The sequence below is a fragment of the Sphingobacterium sp. PCS056 genome (assembly GCF_023273895.1).
Lineage (GTDB): Bacteria > Bacteroidota > Bacteroidia > Sphingobacteriales > Sphingobacteriaceae > Sphingobacterium.
Genome location: NZ_CP096883.1, coordinates 3,657,866 through 3,675,884, shown reverse-complemented (window position 1 = coordinate 3,675,884; position 18,019 = coordinate 3,657,866). Strand labels below are relative to the sequence as shown.

19 protein-coding genes and 1 tRNA gene are annotated in these 18,019 nt (G+C 39.7%); 7 read left to right on the top strand and 13 right to left on the bottom strand.

Annotated elements, in window-relative coordinates; translation table 11 throughout:
- Positions 1-7: 7 nt before the first annotated feature.
- Both MUB18_RS15350 and MUB18_RS15345 read right to left on the bottom strand, forming a co-directional pair.
- Positions 8-703: a LytR/AlgR family response regulator transcription factor gene (locus MUB18_RS15350; protein ID WP_248753707.1), complete on the bottom strand. Its 696-nt coding sequence runs from the start codon at positions 701-703 to the stop codon at positions 8-10.
- A gap of 68 nt (positions 704-771) precedes the next feature.
- Positions 772-1,245: a Dps family protein gene (locus MUB18_RS15345; protein WP_248753706.1), complete on the bottom strand. Its 474-nt coding sequence runs from the start codon at positions 1,243-1,245 to the stop codon at positions 772-774.
- Positions 1,246-1,870: 625 nt separating this feature from the next.
- On the opposite strand from MUB18_RS15345, the gene MUB18_RS15340 reads away from it, so the two are divergent.
- The 4 genes from MUB18_RS15340 to MUB18_RS15325 all read left to right on the top strand — a co-directional run bounded on the left by MUB18_RS15340 (position 1,871) and on the right by MUB18_RS15325 (position 5,434).
- Entirely contained in the window at positions 1,871-2,491 is a 621-nt protein-coding gene (locus MUB18_RS15340) for a hypothetical protein (protein ID WP_248753705.1), read from the top strand.
- A gap of 218 nt (positions 2,492-2,709) precedes the next feature.
- A complete protein-coding gene (locus MUB18_RS15335; RefSeq protein WP_248753704.1) occupies positions 2,710-3,711 on the top strand; it encodes an alpha/beta hydrolase family protein in 1,002 nt (333 codons plus the stop codon).
- A gap of 360 nt (positions 3,712-4,071) precedes the next feature.
- A complete protein-coding gene (locus tag MUB18_RS15330; protein WP_248753703.1) occupies positions 4,072-4,611 on the top strand; it encodes a DinB family protein in 540 nt (179 codons plus the stop codon).
- Positions 4,612-4,828: 217 nt separating this feature from the next.
- A complete protein-coding gene (locus MUB18_RS15325; protein ID WP_248753702.1) occupies positions 4,829-5,434 on the top strand; it encodes a DNA alkylation repair protein in 606 nt (201 codons plus the stop codon).
- Between the two features lie 131 nt (positions 5,435-5,565).
- Here the strand turns inward: MUB18_RS15325 and MUB18_RS15320 are convergent, their stop codons facing one another.
- Both MUB18_RS15320 and MUB18_RS15315 read right to left on the bottom strand, forming a co-directional pair.
- Complete coding sequence (locus tag MUB18_RS15320) at positions 5,566-6,831, bottom strand: RNA polymerase sigma factor (RefSeq protein ID WP_248753701.1); 1,266 nt, start codon at positions 6,829-6,831, stop codon at positions 5,566-5,568.
- The gene (locus MUB18_RS15315; RefSeq protein ID WP_094772063.1) at positions 6,824-7,168 is read right to left on the bottom strand and encodes a YciI family protein; all 345 of its coding nucleotides are present in this window, start codon (positions 7,166-7,168) and stop codon (positions 6,824-6,826) included. The genes MUB18_RS15320 and MUB18_RS15315 overlap by 8 nt, the downstream gene beginning before the upstream one ends.
- A gap of 736 nt (positions 7,169-7,904) precedes the next feature.
- On the opposite strand from MUB18_RS15315, the gene MUB18_RS15310 reads away from it, so the two are divergent.
- Both MUB18_RS15310 and MUB18_RS15305 read left to right on the top strand, forming a co-directional pair.
- Entirely contained in the window at positions 7,905-8,492 is a 588-nt protein-coding gene (locus MUB18_RS15310) for a Crp/Fnr family transcriptional regulator (RefSeq protein WP_248753700.1), read from the top strand.
- Between the two features lie 54 nt (positions 8,493-8,546).
- Positions 8,547-9,230 (top strand): MBL fold metallo-hydrolase, encoded by a 684-nt coding sequence (locus MUB18_RS15305; protein WP_317233165.1) that lies wholly within the window; start codon positions 8,547-8,549, stop codon positions 9,228-9,230.
- A gap of 456 nt (positions 9,231-9,686) precedes the next feature.
- Here MUB18_RS15305 and MUB18_RS15300 read toward each other — a convergent pair.
- The 5 genes from MUB18_RS15300 to MUB18_RS15280 form a co-directional block, all read right to left on the bottom strand.
- Positions 9,687-9,759: transfer RNA gene (locus tag MUB18_RS15300), tRNA-Lys, on the bottom strand.
- Between the two features lie 140 nt (positions 9,760-9,899).
- Positions 9,900-10,190: a DUF1049 domain-containing protein gene (locus MUB18_RS15295; protein ID WP_045756449.1), complete on the bottom strand. Its 291-nt coding sequence runs from the start codon at positions 10,188-10,190 to the stop codon at positions 9,900-9,902.
- Positions 10,191-10,307: 117 nt separating this feature from the next.
- Complete coding sequence (locus MUB18_RS15290; protein ID WP_094772123.1) at positions 10,308-10,583, bottom strand: hypothetical protein; 276 nt, start codon at positions 10,581-10,583, stop codon at positions 10,308-10,310.
- A gap of 175 nt (positions 10,584-10,758) precedes the next feature.
- Positions 10,759-10,965 carry an immunity protein Tsi6 family protein gene (locus MUB18_RS15285; protein WP_248753699.1) on the bottom strand — a complete coding sequence of 69 codons (207 nt, stop codon included), beginning with the start codon at positions 10,963-10,965 and terminating at the stop codon, positions 10,759-10,761.
- A gap of 119 nt (positions 10,966-11,084) precedes the next feature.
- A complete protein-coding gene (locus MUB18_RS15280) occupies positions 11,085-14,204 on the bottom strand; it encodes a heavy metal translocating P-type ATPase (protein WP_248753698.1) in 3,120 nt (1,039 codons plus the stop codon).
- A 176-nt stretch (positions 14,205-14,380) separates the two neighbouring features.
- Here MUB18_RS15280 and MUB18_RS15275 point away from each other — a divergent pair, with 176 nt between their 5' ends.
- Complete coding sequence (locus tag MUB18_RS15275; RefSeq protein WP_248753697.1) at positions 14,381-14,710, top strand: hypothetical protein; 330 nt, start codon at positions 14,381-14,383, stop codon at positions 14,708-14,710.
- Positions 14,711-14,982: 272 nt separating this feature from the next.
- Here the strand turns inward: MUB18_RS15275 and MUB18_RS15270 are convergent, their stop codons facing one another.
- The 4 genes from MUB18_RS15270 to pabB all read right to left on the bottom strand — a co-directional run bounded on the left by MUB18_RS15270 (position 14,983) and on the right by pabB (position 18,017).
- Positions 14,983-15,222 carry a hypothetical protein gene (locus tag MUB18_RS15270; protein ID WP_045756454.1) on the bottom strand — a complete coding sequence of 80 codons (240 nt, stop codon included), beginning with the start codon at positions 15,220-15,222 and terminating at the stop codon, positions 14,983-14,985.
- A gap of 55 nt (positions 15,223-15,277) precedes the next feature.
- Complete coding sequence (locus MUB18_RS15265; RefSeq protein WP_094772126.1) at positions 15,278-16,003, bottom strand: ThiF family adenylyltransferase; 726 nt, start codon at positions 16,001-16,003, stop codon at positions 15,278-15,280.
- Between the two features lie 3 nt (positions 16,004-16,006).
- A complete protein-coding gene (locus MUB18_RS15260; protein ID WP_248753696.1) occupies positions 16,007-16,663 on the bottom strand; it encodes a TatD family hydrolase in 657 nt (218 codons plus the stop codon).
- A gap of 67 nt (positions 16,664-16,730) precedes the next feature.
- On the bottom strand, positions 16,731-18,017 hold the full coding sequence (pabB, locus tag MUB18_RS15255) for an aminodeoxychorismate synthase component I (RefSeq protein WP_248753695.1): 1,287 nt from the start codon (positions 18,015-18,017) through the stop codon (positions 16,731-16,733).
- Positions 18,018-18,019 lie beyond the last annotated feature (2 nt).

The window sequence follows — 18,019 nt, the reverse complement described above, 5'->3', positions numbered from 1 at the left end:
AAGTATTTTAAAAGACGTTCATTCGGGTATTGAGTGCTTTTCTGTAAGCATCTGCAACCGGAACAAATTTTCCATCTAGTACAATTCCACCATCCTGCAACGTGTCAATTTTACTCAAAGCGATGATGAAGGAACGATGCACTCTAATAAAATTGTCCTTTGGTAATCGTTCTTCAGCAGTTTTCATAGTGCCGTGAATGGCAAACATTTTGTCTTTCGTATAAAATTTGACATAGTCGCCCATCGCTTCTGCATACAAAATATCATCTAATTTTAACCGCCTCGTAACGTTGGAATCTCGTACAAAAATAAACTCTTCCTTTTCTACCTGCACCTGTTCTTTCTTACTGTTCCAGATCGTTTGTGCTTTGTTTACGGCCTGCAAAAATCGGGCTGGCGTGATTGGCTTCAAAATATAATCTGCAATATTGAGTTCGAAAGCTTCCAGTGCATATTCTTTGTTAGAAGAGGTGAAAATGATGATCGTATCTTTCTTGGGCAATGTTTTTGTCAGCTCAATTCCAGTCATTTCCGGCATTTCGATGTCTAAAAATATCAGGTCAACATGATTGTTCTGCAAATGATTGTAAGCTTCTATTGCGTTCGAATATTGATTTACAATAGTCAGAGTTGGAATTTGTTTTGCCAAATGTGCCAAGGTGGTTCTTGCCATATCATTATCGTCAACGATCAGAGCTTTCATGGGAATAGTTTATTAGGGTTGACACAAATATAATTATTCCTTTTTTATTTTGAAACGTCTGACACGGATTATCTGAAGTTTGAACGGATCATCCACGCCATTTCTTCGTGTGTCTCCATGATTCCGGTAACAAAATCGCTAGTACCATAATCTTTAAACTTTTCGGAAAAGGGTGTGATGTTGCCACGTATAAATTCGATAATACTTTCATGGTCTTTTAGCAGATCTTTCATAAAACCAATACCGTCGTTAGCTCTTTCGCTATATTCGGTAAGGTGAGTGAGCTCTGAATACATTTTCATGCTTGCAGGTGCATAGTGCCCGATTTTGCGCATACGTTCTGCAACGCTGTCAATCAATGCATCAAGCTGTTTGTATTGTTCCTCGAAGAAAATATGATTGGCGTGAAAATTGTCACCAGTGACATTCCAATGTGCATTTCTTGTTTTGATGTAGAGTACAAATTCGTCTGCTAATAATTTTGCTAATTCTGCTGCTACAGCATCTGCGTTTGGTGCTGTAAGTCCGATGTTTGTTTGCATAAGATAAAGTTTTTAATTTATAAAGTATTATTGATTTGATTCTGATGTAAATGTCCGTCGGAATTTTGTGAAAACAATCTGAATTTCGGTGAACAGGCAAAATGAATCGTTGAAATGGCTTTTATGAGGGCAATGGTAGTAAGGACATTTATCTTTTATTAGGTACTTGTTTATGATACCACCTGTGGAACGGTTGAGAGAATGACTAAGCAAAATCATTCTTTTGATCCATGCGGTACTTTTTTGCTCTGAAAATGGTGTGGTCGATACAACAGTATATCTGGATGCCGAAGTTCGATAGATGAGGCCTCAACATGCACTCATTGATAAACAGTGCAGAAATGAAAGTCCAACTGATACTTGATGGCTACTAATCGTAGAATGGGGATATAGGATCAACAACAATTTGTTTGCGCATATCAATATGGAAGATTTGGTTATTTTTGGTTAAAGATAACCATTGACTTTAATGAGTCAATTGTGGTAAATTTGCTAATCAATAAGAAATAATGATGCAAATCACAAAATATACATGGGCTTACAGGAAAAAAGGGTATCATCCAGATCTTAAAAACTTATCTTCCAAAGCTTTTTGTAATTAAATAACCTCATACTTTTTTTAGCTATGTTTTATCATTTACAACAAATTAAATTTGTCCAATGGATCATTATCCATATCCGCTATCTTATTGCATTGGCATTTGTACCCTCTGGATTTACAAAATTAGTGGGCGAAAGGTTTACTCAATTGCCAACAACTGGTGCGATAGGTCAGTTTTTTGAGGTACTTTATCTTTCCGGGATTTATTATAATTTTCTTGGCTTGGCTCAAATCGTCACCGCAATCCTGCTGATGACACAGCGCTTTGCGTTGATCGGGACATTTTTCTTTCTAGCCATAACAACCAATATCTGGATGATCACCATTTCTCTGCATTTTACAGGTACCTGGATCATCACGAGTTTAATGATGGTTGCGGGTTTGATTTTACTGTATTGGGATAAAAATAGAATAGCTGAATTATATTCTGAAAATGATCTACGCAGAAAGAAGTATGCTCCGAAGGTATCAAAGCTTTGGGTCAATGCTGGTGTAATATACATAAGTACGCTTCTCGTACTCTGTTTTTTGGGCCCGCAGAAAGATCTGATATCTAAAAGCATCAATGTGATCGCAATATTGATCTTGGTCGGGACGACCGTGTATACCAATGTTGTTTTCTGGAAAAAAAAGAAGTCCGTATAATACCCTATTTACGGTTTACAGGAGTTAAAATCAAGATGGACGAGGCTTTAAAAAGTGCGGTGGACGAGGTACAGTCATCATACACAAATTAAACACGGAAAGCTGATTTAGCTTGATTTCGTTAGGTGAAATGAGCGACTTAAGTGCCTTATATTGCACTAATCGGTACTACTATATATTTGAATATGAAAATACTTATACTTAAAATTTATTAGAAGATGAATCGTACGTGGACTATTTTATTATTGAGCTTAATATCATTCTTTTGTCAAGGTCAGGTGTCAAATGTCGGTGAACAGACGATCAGTTATATTGACCATGCTCGAGAGCGCCCCATAATGACTCAGATATGGTATCCAACAACTGACCAGGATGTAAAGGAGACAGCGTTACCCTTTGTATTACCTCCGACCATACAGAATGCGACTTTTATAAATAAGAAATATCCGTTGATCGTACTATCGCATGGCACAGGAGGAAACAGGCTGAGTTTAGCTTGGCTGGCCATTGAACTGGCAAAGAATGGATACATGGTTCTGGCACCGGATCATTGGGGAAATACTCTTGATCATAAAATTCCAGAATATTTTGTTCGCTATTGGGAAAGACCACTGGATCTGAGTTTTTTGATCTCTTCATTTTTACAGGACGAACGTTTTAACAGTTATGTGGACAGTAATCGTATTGGTACGATGGGTTTTTCGTTGGGCGGCTATACAGCACTGGCGCTAGCAGGCATTCAATTGGACTGTGAGCTACTGAAACGTAACGCTCTATCCGAACAAGGCCACAAAGAATTCATTGTTCCGGAGCTTGGTGACCTGACAGCATTATTGACAAGGATACCTTGCACAGAAATACCCACTACTTTAAAAGATAGTCGATTTAAAGTGCATATAGCACTAGCTCCAGCGTTAGGGTTGGGACTTTTGGAACAGAAGTATCAGAAAATGCCTCCAGTATTAATAATCGGTGCACATGATGACCAAATCGCCCCGATAGAAACCAATGGAATCAGATACAGTAACGTTATTGGAGGTTCAAAATTTGTTAAGCTGCCTAGAAACACAGGTCATTACATTTTTTTGAATGAGGGGAACCCGCAGTTGCAAAAAGAAGCATCAACTTATTATCAAGATGATCGCAGCATCGATAGAAAATTGATCCATCAACAAATAGCGACCGAAATCATCCATTATCTTGCTAATCATCTGAGGTAGAATTGAAAGGACTGTTTATGGCTGTCTTTTGCAAGTTTCTGTGCTTTCAGTTCATGACTATAAGAAGGGGAGGATCCTATACAAGTTGGCGATTTATGGAATGAATGTGTACGAATAGGCAAAAAAGGAGTAAGGTCGGATGAGCACCGATGGTGATCTATTTTTGCTATTTCAGAAACAAGTAATACAGGGAAAGAAGGCGAGTAGAAAGGTCGCGGTTAACGAGATAAAATTTGGAATTTATCGTGTTCAAAAGTTTTGATTTGCTTATCTTTATGAAGCGGTAGTACTGCATGGATTAGATTTGGTTTTATAAAATGGACTGCATTGCTGATTCGGATTTTTTAACCACATTGAACAATGGCAACCGATGATGCTGGATGTATAATGGCAAACGATATGAACTTACAGACATTACAGGCCTTTGAAGAGGTCACGAATCAATTGGTAACCTTGCTAGGGGGCATGGATGAAACCTTAATCAATAAAAAACCGGTAGACGGAGGCTGGTCTCCTGGACAGATAGCAGACCATATACGCAAATCCTATGCCTCTGCAGAAACGATGGATGGGGCATCGGAATCTGGTGATCGGTCACCAAATGAGAAGATCGATATGATCAAGAAAATATTTACGGATGATACCATCCGCATGAAGTCGCCAGATGCTATTATACCAACGGAAAAACCAGTGGACAAAGAGAGATTGATGGCTGGTTTACAGAACAGAATAGAGCAGATGGCAGCTGTGATTCGGACAAAAGATCTTTCGGATATCTGTACAGATTATGCTATTCCACAATATGGACCTTTTACACGACTGGAATGGGCTTGGTTTAATATCTACCATACGGAGCGTCATATTCGGCAGCTGAAGAAAAGTGTAAAGGACTTTAATTAACGGGTATGTCTTATTCTGATATAAAATGAAAAGTAAGAGCATGCTCCATGATTGTTTTAGCTTTATTTAGTTGCAATTCTTTATTTTTATTGCTTAAATACAAGCTCGACTGTTGTTTCAGGCAACAGTTTTGTGGTATTGCAACATAAGATATAAATCAAGCTATTAAAAAACATCTATGCAAAGTTGTAATTTGCTCACGTAACATAAATTGAATATGGAGTCCTCTCTTGAAGCATTACTAAAAGTTGAACATGGTTTTAAGCCTTTCGAAGAAGAGGCAAAAAAAATAGTGACCACGCAGTCCAGAGCTGAGTCTAAAGAAATCGCCTTAGATCTATTAAAGAGCAAGTTTTACCAGTTACGTTGTTGCGCAATTTTTATCTTGGGTTTTATAGCTGCTCAGGATCGATCAGTTCTTGTGGTACTGAAAGAACGTGCACATGTAGACGATAGCTGGCAAGTTCAGGAGATTATTGCAAAAGCCTTCGATCAATACTGTGCAGATCATGGTTACGAAAATTCGCTCCCTGAAATTAAAGAATGGCTGAGCGATCAAAATCCAAATGTTTGTCGTGCTGTGACCGAAGGCTTGAGGATCTGGACAAGCCGCGCTTACTTTAAAGACCATCCTCAGGTGGCAATCGAATTAATTACTCAGCACAAAGCAAGCGATAGCGAATATCTGCGTAAATCTGTCGGTAACGCTTTAAGGGATATCAGCAAAAAACATCCGGAATTAATTGAGAAAGAGATTTGGAGTTGGGATTTGAATACTACCACTATTGCGTACACATATGCGTATGTAAAAAAGAGGCATTGAGCAGATATTAACCAGAAATATGACGGTCTCTATAACGGCTGCATGGTACAATCGGTTTGAATCTCCGATGCATGCATGACTGTTTTGAGTTCACCCAGTTTTACAATTTATCCATTTGATTGCTTTAACCCTTAGCTTGCTGTACCCTTATTTTCTCCGCTTTGCAACAAGCGATCAATTTCTTGTCTGAGTGTCTCTTTTTCTATGTTGGATTTGGTCAAATCAATTGCTTTTGTATAATGTTGAATTGAAATAGGCATATCTATTTGAGCGTATAAATAACCCAATAATGCATGGTAGTAGTTGTTCTCCGGAAGATTTAACTTTTCCACCTCCTCGATTGCCTTTTCGCTACCATAGACTTTAGCGTAAGCAAATGCTCGATTTAAGGCTGTAACTGGTGAGTATTCGATCAGGATAAGCCTATTATATAATTGTAAAATATGTTTCCATTTGTTCGTATCGGTGGAGGTTGTATGCCAATATGCTATAGCTGCCTCTAAGTGGTATTTTGAAACTTCTTCAGCGTTGCAGGCGTGGATTAAATAATAATTTCCCCTGTCGATGAGTGCCTGATCCCAGAGATTTTTGTCCTGTTTGTCAAAAAGGATGGCTTCGCCATTGGTACCAGTTCTTGCATCCAGTCTCGAACTCTGAAAGCAGATCAAAGCAAGCAAGGCATTTACTTGCGGTGTATTGGTGAGTGGATTTTCAGCTAAGACCAGCGTAAGCCGAGCGGATTCTGAACAAAGCTCTTTTCTGATGAGCTGAGTGTGGGTTGTGGAAAAATAGCCTTCGTTGAAGAGCAAATACAATGTTTTTAGAACCGTGTCCAACCTCGCTTGTATATCATTTGCAGTTAAGTCTTGCATTTGAAAATGATTATATCGTAAGTTGGTGCGTGCCCTTTGCAATCGCTTTTTAATGGTTTCTCTATTTGTCAAAAAGGCCTTGGCGATTTCCTCGACACTAAAACCACCTAAAATCTGAAGTGCCAATGCGATCTGTGCTTCTGTAGAGTTTGTCGGATGACATACGGCAAAAATCATAGCCAATTGACTGTCGGCAATGATTTGATCATCAAATTCCAGAATCTTCTCTATCTCCATTGCTTGAACAGTTACTGCATCTTTAATTCTGCTATCAAAAATAGATCTGTGCTTGAAATAATCTTTTAGTTTGTTTGCGGCCACGGTATATAGCCATGCGGTCGGATTATCGGGTACACCATGGACAGCCCAGTATTCAGATGCTTTTAGAAAGGTATCACTAGCAATATCTTCGGCAATTTCGATATTTGCCAATCCAAAATGACGGCAAAGGACAGCCGTCATTTTAGCATATTCCTGTCGGAATAAATGCGGTAAAAGTTCCGTATATGATTTTGGGTTAGTCACGTTTTATTACTTCTCGTACTTCAATGCTTCCGCCCACTTGATCAAAGATCGGGTTACTTTTTGCCATTTCTACTGCTTCATCAATGGTGTCTGCTTTTATGACAATGTAGCCACTGATAAATTCCTTGATTTCGGTGTAGGCACCATCTGTGATCACATTGTTTGGCTTTACAGTTTTAGCATTTCCTGCAAATGGTAAGAGGGTATTTCCCTTATCCACTAATTTGTTTTGTGAGGCAATACCTGCTAACCAATTCATTCTTTCCTGCATTTGTTCCGGTGATGGTTTGAAATCGGAAATGTCTTGTAGTCTGAAAATTAATGCAAATTCTTTCATCGTGTTAAAATTTTTAAATTAAATATACCTCAATGACGACCGAGTTCTCCGAATGGGGACAGCTTCTATGATTTTTTTTCTATTTGGTACTTTGTTGCTAAAACAGGAGTGAAGATCAATAAGTCACTCTTCAGTGCTATTCCTCTCAATTGGTCTTACGAAAACAAATGTATAGAATCACAAAGAAAGTGGCAAATGTGTCTACATTCTTTCTGATCTCTCATGTCTTTAAAATTAAAGAAAGCTCATATTGCGATTAGCTTTACCTTCATGATCCCGCTGAGATTTAAGCAGTCCTGCCATCCCAAATTCTCTACCGTGAACAAGAAAGTTGGCTCAGTCCCCTAAATGCCCGCACACGATCATGAGCCTCTATTGGTTCGAAACTCGCCGACCCTGATATGATGACTGTACTATTGAGCTCTATGGGAGGCGCAATCCACTACCACGCTAATGATAGTTGACGAATTATGGGAAAAGCGTCCACCAATTAAAGAATACGCCATCAGAGCGACAGATTTCTATTCTGAATATACAAACAAAAGCTGATGAAATAAAATGGAGTAACAGTCAGTAAATGGAAAGATCATGCCCTGTAATGTGCTAGTAAAGTGAACTAAAAAAGCTATAGATGCAGCTTTTTGTGAATGTACAATAATTGTTAGATTTGGATGTTGGATTGGATATGTATCCATAGACGGTTAAAAGGAAAATGAAAGGACAAGAAGAGTGCGAAATGACTGACGTATTTGAAAATTACCTATCCTCAACACGAGGACTATCGGCTGAGGAAATCAACTTTTCTATGCAGTTTTTCAAACCAATGCGCTTAAAAAAGGGTGATTTTTTTATTCGTGAGGATGAATCCTGCCGTCATATTGGATTAATCGCTAGTGGCGCAGTAAAGGCGTACGCGATCGATAAAGAAGGTAAGGAGAATATAACTTGCTTCAAGTTTGAAAATGAATTTGTGACCTCATTTCCGGAGTTTGTGGCGCAGGAAAAATCGAGAAGGAGTATCAGGGCTATAGAAGATAGCCTGATCTATCGGATAGACTACTCGAACTATCAGCATCTGCTTGGTGAGGTGACCGCCTGGAACGGGGTTATAAAATCGGTGATGGAGCGGGAGTATAACCAAAAGGAACGTTATCTGCTGAATTACAATAATAGGTCGGCTGTGGATAAATACCGCCATGTCCTGTCTAGCGAACCGATGCTCGTGCAGCGCATAGCGACGCAGGATCTGGCATCGTACCTGGGCATCACGCAGCGATCACTGACACGAGCGAAAGGACAAATACATAGACCCAATGTATTATAGGACAAATGTCCTTATGCCGTCCTGGTCAGCGGTGTAGATTTGCATAAAAAAACAATGTTACATCAAATTGCTCCCGAAGTTTTCCAGATTTCATTGATGCCACGAAACAGTATCAACTGTTATATTATCGAAGGTGTATTGGTCGACTCCGGAATAAGGAGTTCGTATACCACTGTAAAGAAAGCTCTCCAGAAAATCCCCGTTTACCAACATGTACTGACGCATTCGCATGCGGACCACCAAGGCTGTAGCGATCTGATATGCGCTGAGTTTGCGATACCTTTGCTCTGTCATCCCAGTGAAGTTTTTAGGACTGAAACGGGTATGGTAACCCACGACTATCCAACTCCGCAACATTGGGTAGCAAAGCTTCAACAAAAGTACTGGGCAGGTCAGGGGTATCAAGTGGAGCACACAATTGTTGAAAACGATAGGATCGGAAACTTTCGGGTAATAGAGACTCCCGGACATTCGGCAGGTCATATTTCTTTTTTCCGTGAGCGGGATGGTGTACTGATAATCGGGGATGCTGCGACAAATATGAACCTGCTCACCACAGCGACTGGTCTGCGGCTTCCGCCAAATATATTCACCTCCGATCAGCGGCTCAACATCAAATCGCTCCAGAAGTTAGCAAATCTAAATCCTGCTATCATCTGCTTCGGTCATGGACCGATCATGCGAAATACAGATCGGAAGTTTGAGCAATTTGTGGCTAAATGCAGCGCGGTTATGTAAAGATAGATTGCAAAAAAAGCCTCACATTTCTGTGAAGCTTCTTTGTGATCCCGCTGGGATTTATTGCGACCCACATACCCCAAACGCATGTCCGCAATGAAAAAGGTCGAACCCATCCCAACGCTTCTGTTCTCATCCCATTGGATACAAAAAAAGCCTCACATTTCTGTGAAGCTTCTTTGTGATCCCGCTGGGATTTATTGCGACCCACATACCCCAAACGCATGTCCGCAATGAAAAAGGTCGAACCCATCCCAACGCTTCTGTTCTCATCCCATTGGATACAAAAAAAGCCTCACATTTCTGTGAAGCTTTCTTGTGATCCCGCTGGGATTTATTGCGAACCACATACCCCAAACGCATGTCCGCAATGAAAAAGGTCGAACCCATCCCAACGCTTCTGTTCTCATCCCATTGGATACAAAAAAAGCCTCACATTTCTGTGAAGCTTCTTTGTGATCCCGCTGGGATTCGAACCCAGGACCCATACATTAAAAGTGTATTGCTCTACCAGCTGAGCTACGGAATCTTACTCTTTTTTTGAAGTTTCCTTCGTTGTTTGGAGTGATGCAAAGGTAGAAAAAACTACTATACAGTGCAAATAAAACGACTATTTAATTACAAAGGACCTTCTTGTCCTTTCATTTATAGGGTATTAATTTTTACAAATCAGGAAATATAATCGCGATCTTCATTGCTCAATGTTGATTTGGAGCTCGATATTTCGTCCATATCTGATGTCGTAGAGGGATTGACCTGAATCACTTCGGTCTTTCTTTTCCTTGGTCGTAATAGAATAGCACCAATAATGATCCCAATAAAGAGGGTGATGGCTATAATAGAGGAAAGCGCAAAAATATGCTTGCCAAAAAACCAGAACTCCACAGGAGCAGTATTCTGCATAAAAAAAATCGTAATAATGACGACTAGGATTAAAAGTATGATCGTTTTGAAATTCATTTTGCGCTTTATTTTTTGTCAAAAATAATCATTGTAGGCGATACTTTATATGCTTGATTAAGAAAGCTATTACAGAGTGATCATTTATGCCGCTAAAATTTAAACTTTATTGATTTTTCATGATGTTCTATCTTTCCACATGTTGAACAAGTAACGTGAAGCGAAGTAGGTCAGAAAGGAGCAGATTAGATTTGCCGCTACAGCGAGCAATGAATAATGGCTAAAGCCTTCCATTTGTCCAGTATCTAAACTTTGTCCAACACCTTCCTTGTAATACGTAAGCGGAAATCCTATAGTTGTTAAACCATGATAAGCCATTCCATTATGATAGGAAAGCCAGCTCAGTAAGCCGAAGATCAACAGGGTCCCTAAGAAGTAATGCCATATTTTCATTGTTTACCATCATTGATTTAGGTGAAATAACGTCTCAATATGAAACTGGATGAATTCTTCGTGCAGCGCCCATACTTCGTTGAAAGTAACAAATTAATCTCAAACAATGAAGGAGATCGATCTGTAATTTTCTGGAAAATGCTCGTATTGATGGGATAAACCAAAAAAACATCAACTAATTTCCATATTCGGTATCGTCAAAGTCTTTTGCAGCAATTGAACCGAAACTGTATTGTTCCAATAATTCCTCTTGTGTAATTGCTCGACGATTGACAAGGACTCTTTGTTTTAAGCTTTGGAGCTGCTGATCGATCAATGGATATAGCAAAACCTCTGGCGAATGAGCGATCAACTGTTTTTGTTTCTGTAATTGCTGCTTCAAATATATGGTTATAATTAATCTTATTCTCTTCGGAAATCATCATGTAGCTACGAAAAATAGCCTCTTTTTTAAGAGGCTATTTTCAAATATGTAGACCTGATGCAGGTCTGTAGTAGCAATTATTTCGCATCAATATCGACCGTATTGAGTCGCAATGAGTTTAAAATGACGGATACTGAACTCAGACTCATCGCTGCTGCGGCGAGCATCGGCGATAACAATATACCAAAAGTAGGGTATAGGATACCGGCTGCAATAGGAATACCTAAGACATTGTACAAAAAGGCGAAGAGTAGATTCTGCTTGATATTGCTCACCAATTTATGGCTCAGTATTTTTGCTTTGACCACACCTAGTAAATCTCCTTTTAGTAAGGTCACCTCAGCGCTTTCGATGGCTACATCTGTACCTGTACCCATGGCAATACCGATATCGGCTTGCGCCAAAGCGGGTGCATCATTGATCCCGTCACCGGTCATGGCTACGACTTTATTTTCTTGCTGTAGCTTTTTGATTTCCATTAATTTATCCTGTGGCAGTGCTTGCGCTTTAAAGTGTTTAATACCCAGCTCATCGGCTACTGCTTTGGCTGTTTTTGCATTATCACCGGTTAACATAATCACGTCAACACCATGATCCATCAAATAATGGATGGCTTGTTTTGCGGTATCTTTGATTTTATCAGCGATCACTAAATACCCTAACAGTGTCGTACCTTGAGCCAAATAGGAAACGGTACGGCCTTTTTGCTGCTCGACGGCAACTTGTTCTTTGACTGCATCGGTGATCGTGATGCCATCATCTGCTAATAAGGATTCATTTCCCAATAACACTTTTTGATTGGCGATATAACCGATCACACCTTTGCCATTGATGGTGTCAAAACGATCGGTATCCTGGAATGTTAATGATGACTCTTTAGCTTTCTTGACTACAGCTTCTGCTAATGGGTGGGAGCTATTTGCATTGACAGAAGCGGCTAGTATCAATAGTTCTTCAGTAGTGTGGCTGGAGGTACTGAATATCTGTTCCAGACTTGGTCTTCCTTCGGTTATGGTTCCTGTTTTGTCGGTCACCAAGACATTGACTTTATCTAGTTTTTCAAGTGCTTCTGCATTTTTGATGAGAATACCATTTTTAGCACCTTTACCTATACCTACCATCACTGACATCGGGGTTGCCAGACCTAATGCACATGGACATGCAACGATGAGTACGGCTAATGCATTGGCCAATGCGAAAGCAAGTTTGGATTCGACGCCATAAATCATCCAAGCGGCAAACGTTAATATGGCAATACCGATCACAACGGGGACAAAAATACGGGATACACGATCTGTCAGTTTTTGAATGGGCGCTTTACTACGGCTTGCACTGTTGACCATTTCAATTATTTGTGCCAATAAGGTGTCGTCACCTACGCGGTTGGCTTTCATCAAGAAGGTTTGGTTCCCATTAATGGTTCCTGCACTCACGTTGTCGCCTTCTTTTTTGTCTACCGGAACGGGTTCTCCTGTTAACATGGATTCGTCAATGGTGCTATAACCCGATGTAATTGCTCCATCTACAGGGATTTTCTCTCCTGGTTTAACGCGTAATACCTGATCCAACTGAATGTCGGCGACGGAAATTTTCTTCTCCACACCGTTTTCAACCAAATTTGCTTCCGCAGGCGATAGTTTGATCAGTTCTTTAATGGCTGAATTTGTTTTGGAATGAGCTTTTGCTTCCATCATCTGTCCCAATAGGACTAGGGTCAGGATAACAGCGACAGATTCAAAATATAGGGCAACTTGCCCATGATGTCCGAGAAGCTCATCTGGAAAGAGCGATGGAAAACAAAGGGCAACGACACTGTATAAAAAACCTGCTCCTGCTCCTAGACCGATCAAGCTGAACATATTCAAATTCCAGGTTTTGAAGGATGTCCAAGCGCGCTCAAAGAACATCCATGCGGCATAAAAGACAACAGGAATAGTTAAAAATAGCTGCACCCAACCTGACATCTTTGGTGTAATGAGCTGACCAATCGGGTTGCCTGGGATCATTTCACCCATGGACAGTATAAATAAGGGTACCGTAAATAAGATGGCAATCCAAAGTTTTTTCCTCAGATCTTGATAGGTATGATCTACCTCCTCTGCAGCGGCATTGGCGACTAGATCCATACCACAGATGGGACATGATCCGGGTTTGTCGCTTTCGACTTCTGGATGCATCGGACAACTGTAGGTGACTGCCGCCTTCTTTTCAGGGATTTTTTCTAAATTCATTCCACATACGGGACATGATCCGGGCTTATCATACAGTTTGTCACCTTCACACATCATAGGGCAATAGTATTTTCCGGCCGACTGGGCTGTAACCTTTGGTTTATCTACTTTTTCATGTGTTGAACAGCAGGAGGCTTGCGTATGACTATGCCCCTCTGCCTGATCTGCCAAGGACTCAAGAGGAACGAGAAACATACCGCAGACGGGACAGGAGCCAGGCGCATCGTATGTATGATCATGTCCTTCGCAATACATGGGACAGATATACTTACCCGAAGCTGCTGTAGATGTTGCTGCTACTGGATTGTCAAGTTTTTTTGACGAACAGCAGGAAGCTTTGGGTATTTCAACTTGATTTGCTGCCTGATCTGCCAAGGACTCAACAGGAATGAGAAACATACCGCAGACCGGACAGGAGCCAGGTGCATCGTATGTATGATCATGTCCTTCGCAATACATGGGACAGATATACTTACCCGAAGCTGCTGTAGATGTTGCTGTTACTGGATTGTCCTGTTTTTTTGACGAACAGCAGGAAGCTTTGGGTACTTCAACTTGATTTGCTGCCTGATGTGCCAAGGACTCAACAGGAACGAGAAACATACCGCAGACGGGACAGGAGCCAGGTGCATCGTATGTATGATCATGTCCTTCGCAATACATGGGACAGATATACTTACCAGAAGGTGAAACTGCTGCTTTGGTTATCGTTTGATATTCTTTTCTATGTTGTGTTGAATTAGATTCGTTATTTTCAATTACTGTTTCCCTGATTTTATAATCACCAATCTCGGATAGTGTATCATTCAATTGTTCGATATCAATAGCCTGTTCGCTATCAATGATCACTTCGGCAGGATCTAATGTAACGATCGCTTTGATCCCAGGTATTTGATTGAGTTTATCCGATACATGGGTGCGGCACCCATTGCAAGTCATGCCTGATATTTGATATTTTTGATTCATAATCTGCTTTAAATTAACTTAAACAAATATCCCTGTTTGGATAAAAATTTATACTGTAACATTTGAGGTTTAAATTACAAGATTTTACCTGAAGTGTAAGTGCGCTTAAAAAGGATGATCAACAACCGTAAAAACAACAAAGTATAGGTAACTTTGTTTGTAATTGAAAATTGTCAATGGATACAAATCATAATCAAGATAAACGGGAAAGTACAGGACGTACTTCTCATATATTAAATACGTCGGCCAATTTACTCGGAATTTGTTTTTTAGTCTTAACGACAATAAAAAAAATGAAATTAACAGAGGAGAGCTTAATTGATGAGTGTGCTGCCCTTGCGATCTTTATATTTATGGCAAGCTGTATCATCTCTTTTATTGCGATGAAAAGAGGTCATTTGAGGGAAGTTAAAAGATTGGAAAATATTGCAGATATTATCTTTTTAACGGGCCTGTTTGTACTATTTATAACTTCTTTATTATTGATCTTTAACTTGATCGAGTAGCGTCAACTGCAAGGGGTAGAGCTGATCCGATTTTGGCTTGATGGCGATAATCAATAATAAATACACTGAAGCGTCTCTGGAGTTCAACGCTACACTTCTGTTCTATTACTATATTTTAATGCTTTAAATCGCTTAAAAAGCGCCTTAAATAAAAAGATATGTTCAGCAATGGATCTTAACGTGAGGGAGTGATTTTTGATGCGGAAAGGAGATATAAACAGTATAATACAAAAAATTTATATACTGTTTATAATGCATTGCCTAATAATATTTTATGCAAATAGCATAACTTCAGGATGTTTTAAGATGTTTTTGATCAAGGGTTTAGCATCGCCATCAATGACTGCCTTATAGTGGGGTTCAGGAATGAAAAGTTTGAAGGTTTTTTTCTCAATTTTTACGACAAAAATGACCCCATGAACAATTTGTTTATCGTCGATCACCATTGAAAACTCATCAACTGGCTGATTAGCAAGTTTGTTCTTTTCAACTAACTTTAAAAGTTTTTCCATAGTCAAAACTACATATTCTCGTCAATATATTAAGTACATATTGACGAGAATATCATTAATTTTTAGCAATTAGATCTCTTAGAGCTACTGATGCGATGGCGCCTCCAAAGGCAGCTGGGAGATAAGACATGGTGCCATAAGCCGATTTCTTATAATTGCTTCCATCCGTATATAATAGAGATGCTTTATCTGGCAATTCTGTTGAAAATACCGCTTTGAAGCCACTTCGTATACCATGCTTATATAGTTTTTTGCGAATATGGTGGGCAAGTTTACAATTATACGTTTCTCCGATATCGGCAATTTCTATTTTGGTGGGATCCATTTTACCTCCGGCACCCATTGAACTTACAAAGCGAACTTTTCTTTCTAAGGCCTGACGGATGAAAAACAATTTTGGCGTAATGCTATCGATGGCTTCTACGGCATAATCTGGCTTGAGATCTAATAGATCGGAAATTTTTTCGGGAAGAACAAAATCCTCGATAATGGTTAAATCCAATTCTGGATTGATAGCCAACAAGCGATCGCGCATGATCTGCGCTTTGGACATACCATGATTTGTTGCCAGTGCAGGCAATTGTCTATTTCTATTGGATGGATCAACCGTATCACCATCAATGATGGTCATTTTGCCAACTCCGCCACGACAGATAAATTCTGCTGCAAATGAACCTACACCACCCAGTCCTAAAACCATGACGTGAGAATTTGCCAATTTTTCTAAAGCTTCACGTCCCACTAATGCTTCTGTGCGTGATAGCCATGATAAGTCTTTCATATTTTATCCAAATACAAGTTGATAGTTATTAAATACGGTATTCTTTAGTTCTTCTAAAGATATTTTTTTTAACTGCGCCAAATAGGCATACAAGGTCCTAATATCTAGCGTTGCATCGTCTGTCTCTAAAAACAGCTGATCTAGGGGTGCAGATGCGAGTGCTTCATCGTGCTTACCAGTCAATATGGAAGCTCCGAACGAAAGGTAATATCCTTTTTTTAATAATTGCTCTGCAAGTTCTTTATTCTTGTTAAATCCATGAAAGATGCTCTTGCCCGCAAATTGCTCTTCTTTTAGTATATATTGTACTTCCTCAAAAGCACGTACACAATGAATAATCAATGGTTTAGCATATTCTTTGGCTAGCCTAACTTGCTTTTGAAATACGTCCTGTTGTACCTGTATGGGGACAGGAATTATTTTATCGATACCACATTCACCGACTGCTAAGATTTCCTGATCTTGGAGTAATTCTTCCAGGAGCGGTAAACCTTTAAATGGATCTTCTGCTGCGATATGCCAAGGATGTAATCCTGCGGTGAGGGGTGAAAAAAAACTATGATCTTGATCACTGTTAAGCATATTGTTGTATACACAAAAGAGATCTGCCTCTGGCGGGCGGTGCTGATGGGTATGAATGTCAATATAGAGCTGTGCCATAATCAGGCGCAAATTTGAGAAAAAAAAATGAAGATTGATAATTTTATCCTACTAAAGGTGTAGATATTTATTGGATATGGGTATCAAGTACTTTCAACATGCCATTTGCTTTTAATAAGCATTCCTGATATTCATCCTCTGCATTGGCCTGAATAGTAATGGCACCACCGGTTTGAAAGGATAAATACTTGTTTTGGGCATTATATAAAATGGTCCTAATGACGACATTGAAATCAAAATTACCATTTGGGTCAAAATAACCGATAGATCCGGCATATAGTGAACGTCGATTTGCTTCGACTTGATCGCAGATCTGCATTGCTGCTATTTTAGGTGCTCCGGTCATGGAACCTGCTGGAAAAGTATTTTTAATGACTTCGATATCTGATACATCGGGGCTGATCTCACAGGTGATTGTTGAAATCATCTGATGGACCAGTTTGAATGTGTGGATTTCAAATAGATGGTCTGCTTTAACTGATTTTGGAACTGCGCTTCTTGTTAAATCATTACGAACGAGATCGACGATCATCACATTTTCAGCAATTTCTTTTTTAGAGTTCAACATGCGATTTATGATCTGCTGATCTTCTTCATCTGTAAATCCGCGCTTTGCTGTTCCTTTTATGGGTTGAGAGATCAGTTGCCTATCGCGTTTGGCAAGAAATCTTTCTGGTGAAGCGGACAGGATATATTTGTCCTGAAATTTAAAAAAAGCGGCAAAAGGTGTAGGGGAGATTTGATTTAATTTTTCAAATGCTGCCAAAGGATTTAGATCGACCTGCTCTGCATAGAATTCCTGACAAAGGTTGACCTCGTAAATATCTCCTCGTTGGATATGATCCTGCATCTTGCTAAATGCTGTAAGGTATTCTTCCTTGGTCCATCTGGTCTGTACCTGACCACTAAAACCGACCGCTTCGTTTTTTATTTCAAGGGCTAGAATGGCTCGAAATATTTCATCAGGCTTTTCGGCACTGATCGATACGGTATTTCCGATGATCTTAATCGTAATAGCCGGAATGAAAAAATATGCAAGTGGAAAGTCCAACCGATCGACGTGATGGGTTTGGAGTTGCTCAATTTCGTTTTTCAGATCGTATGAAAGAAAACCTGGTATATAAGTATGGGGATGATCCGAAACGAATTGTTGAACCTCAGCGAGGCTATGCTGATGGGTAGAGGTATACTGCTCAGTGGCTTGAACAGCAATTAAACAGTCAAATGCACTCCATTGATCCGTCTGTTCGTTAGAATGGAGGTAGGCTACTTCATCAAATTGCGCTGCCCATTGCAGCGCTTTTTGATGAAAATTATACTTTGAATCTATAACAAAATTGTCTTCGACCCGCATTA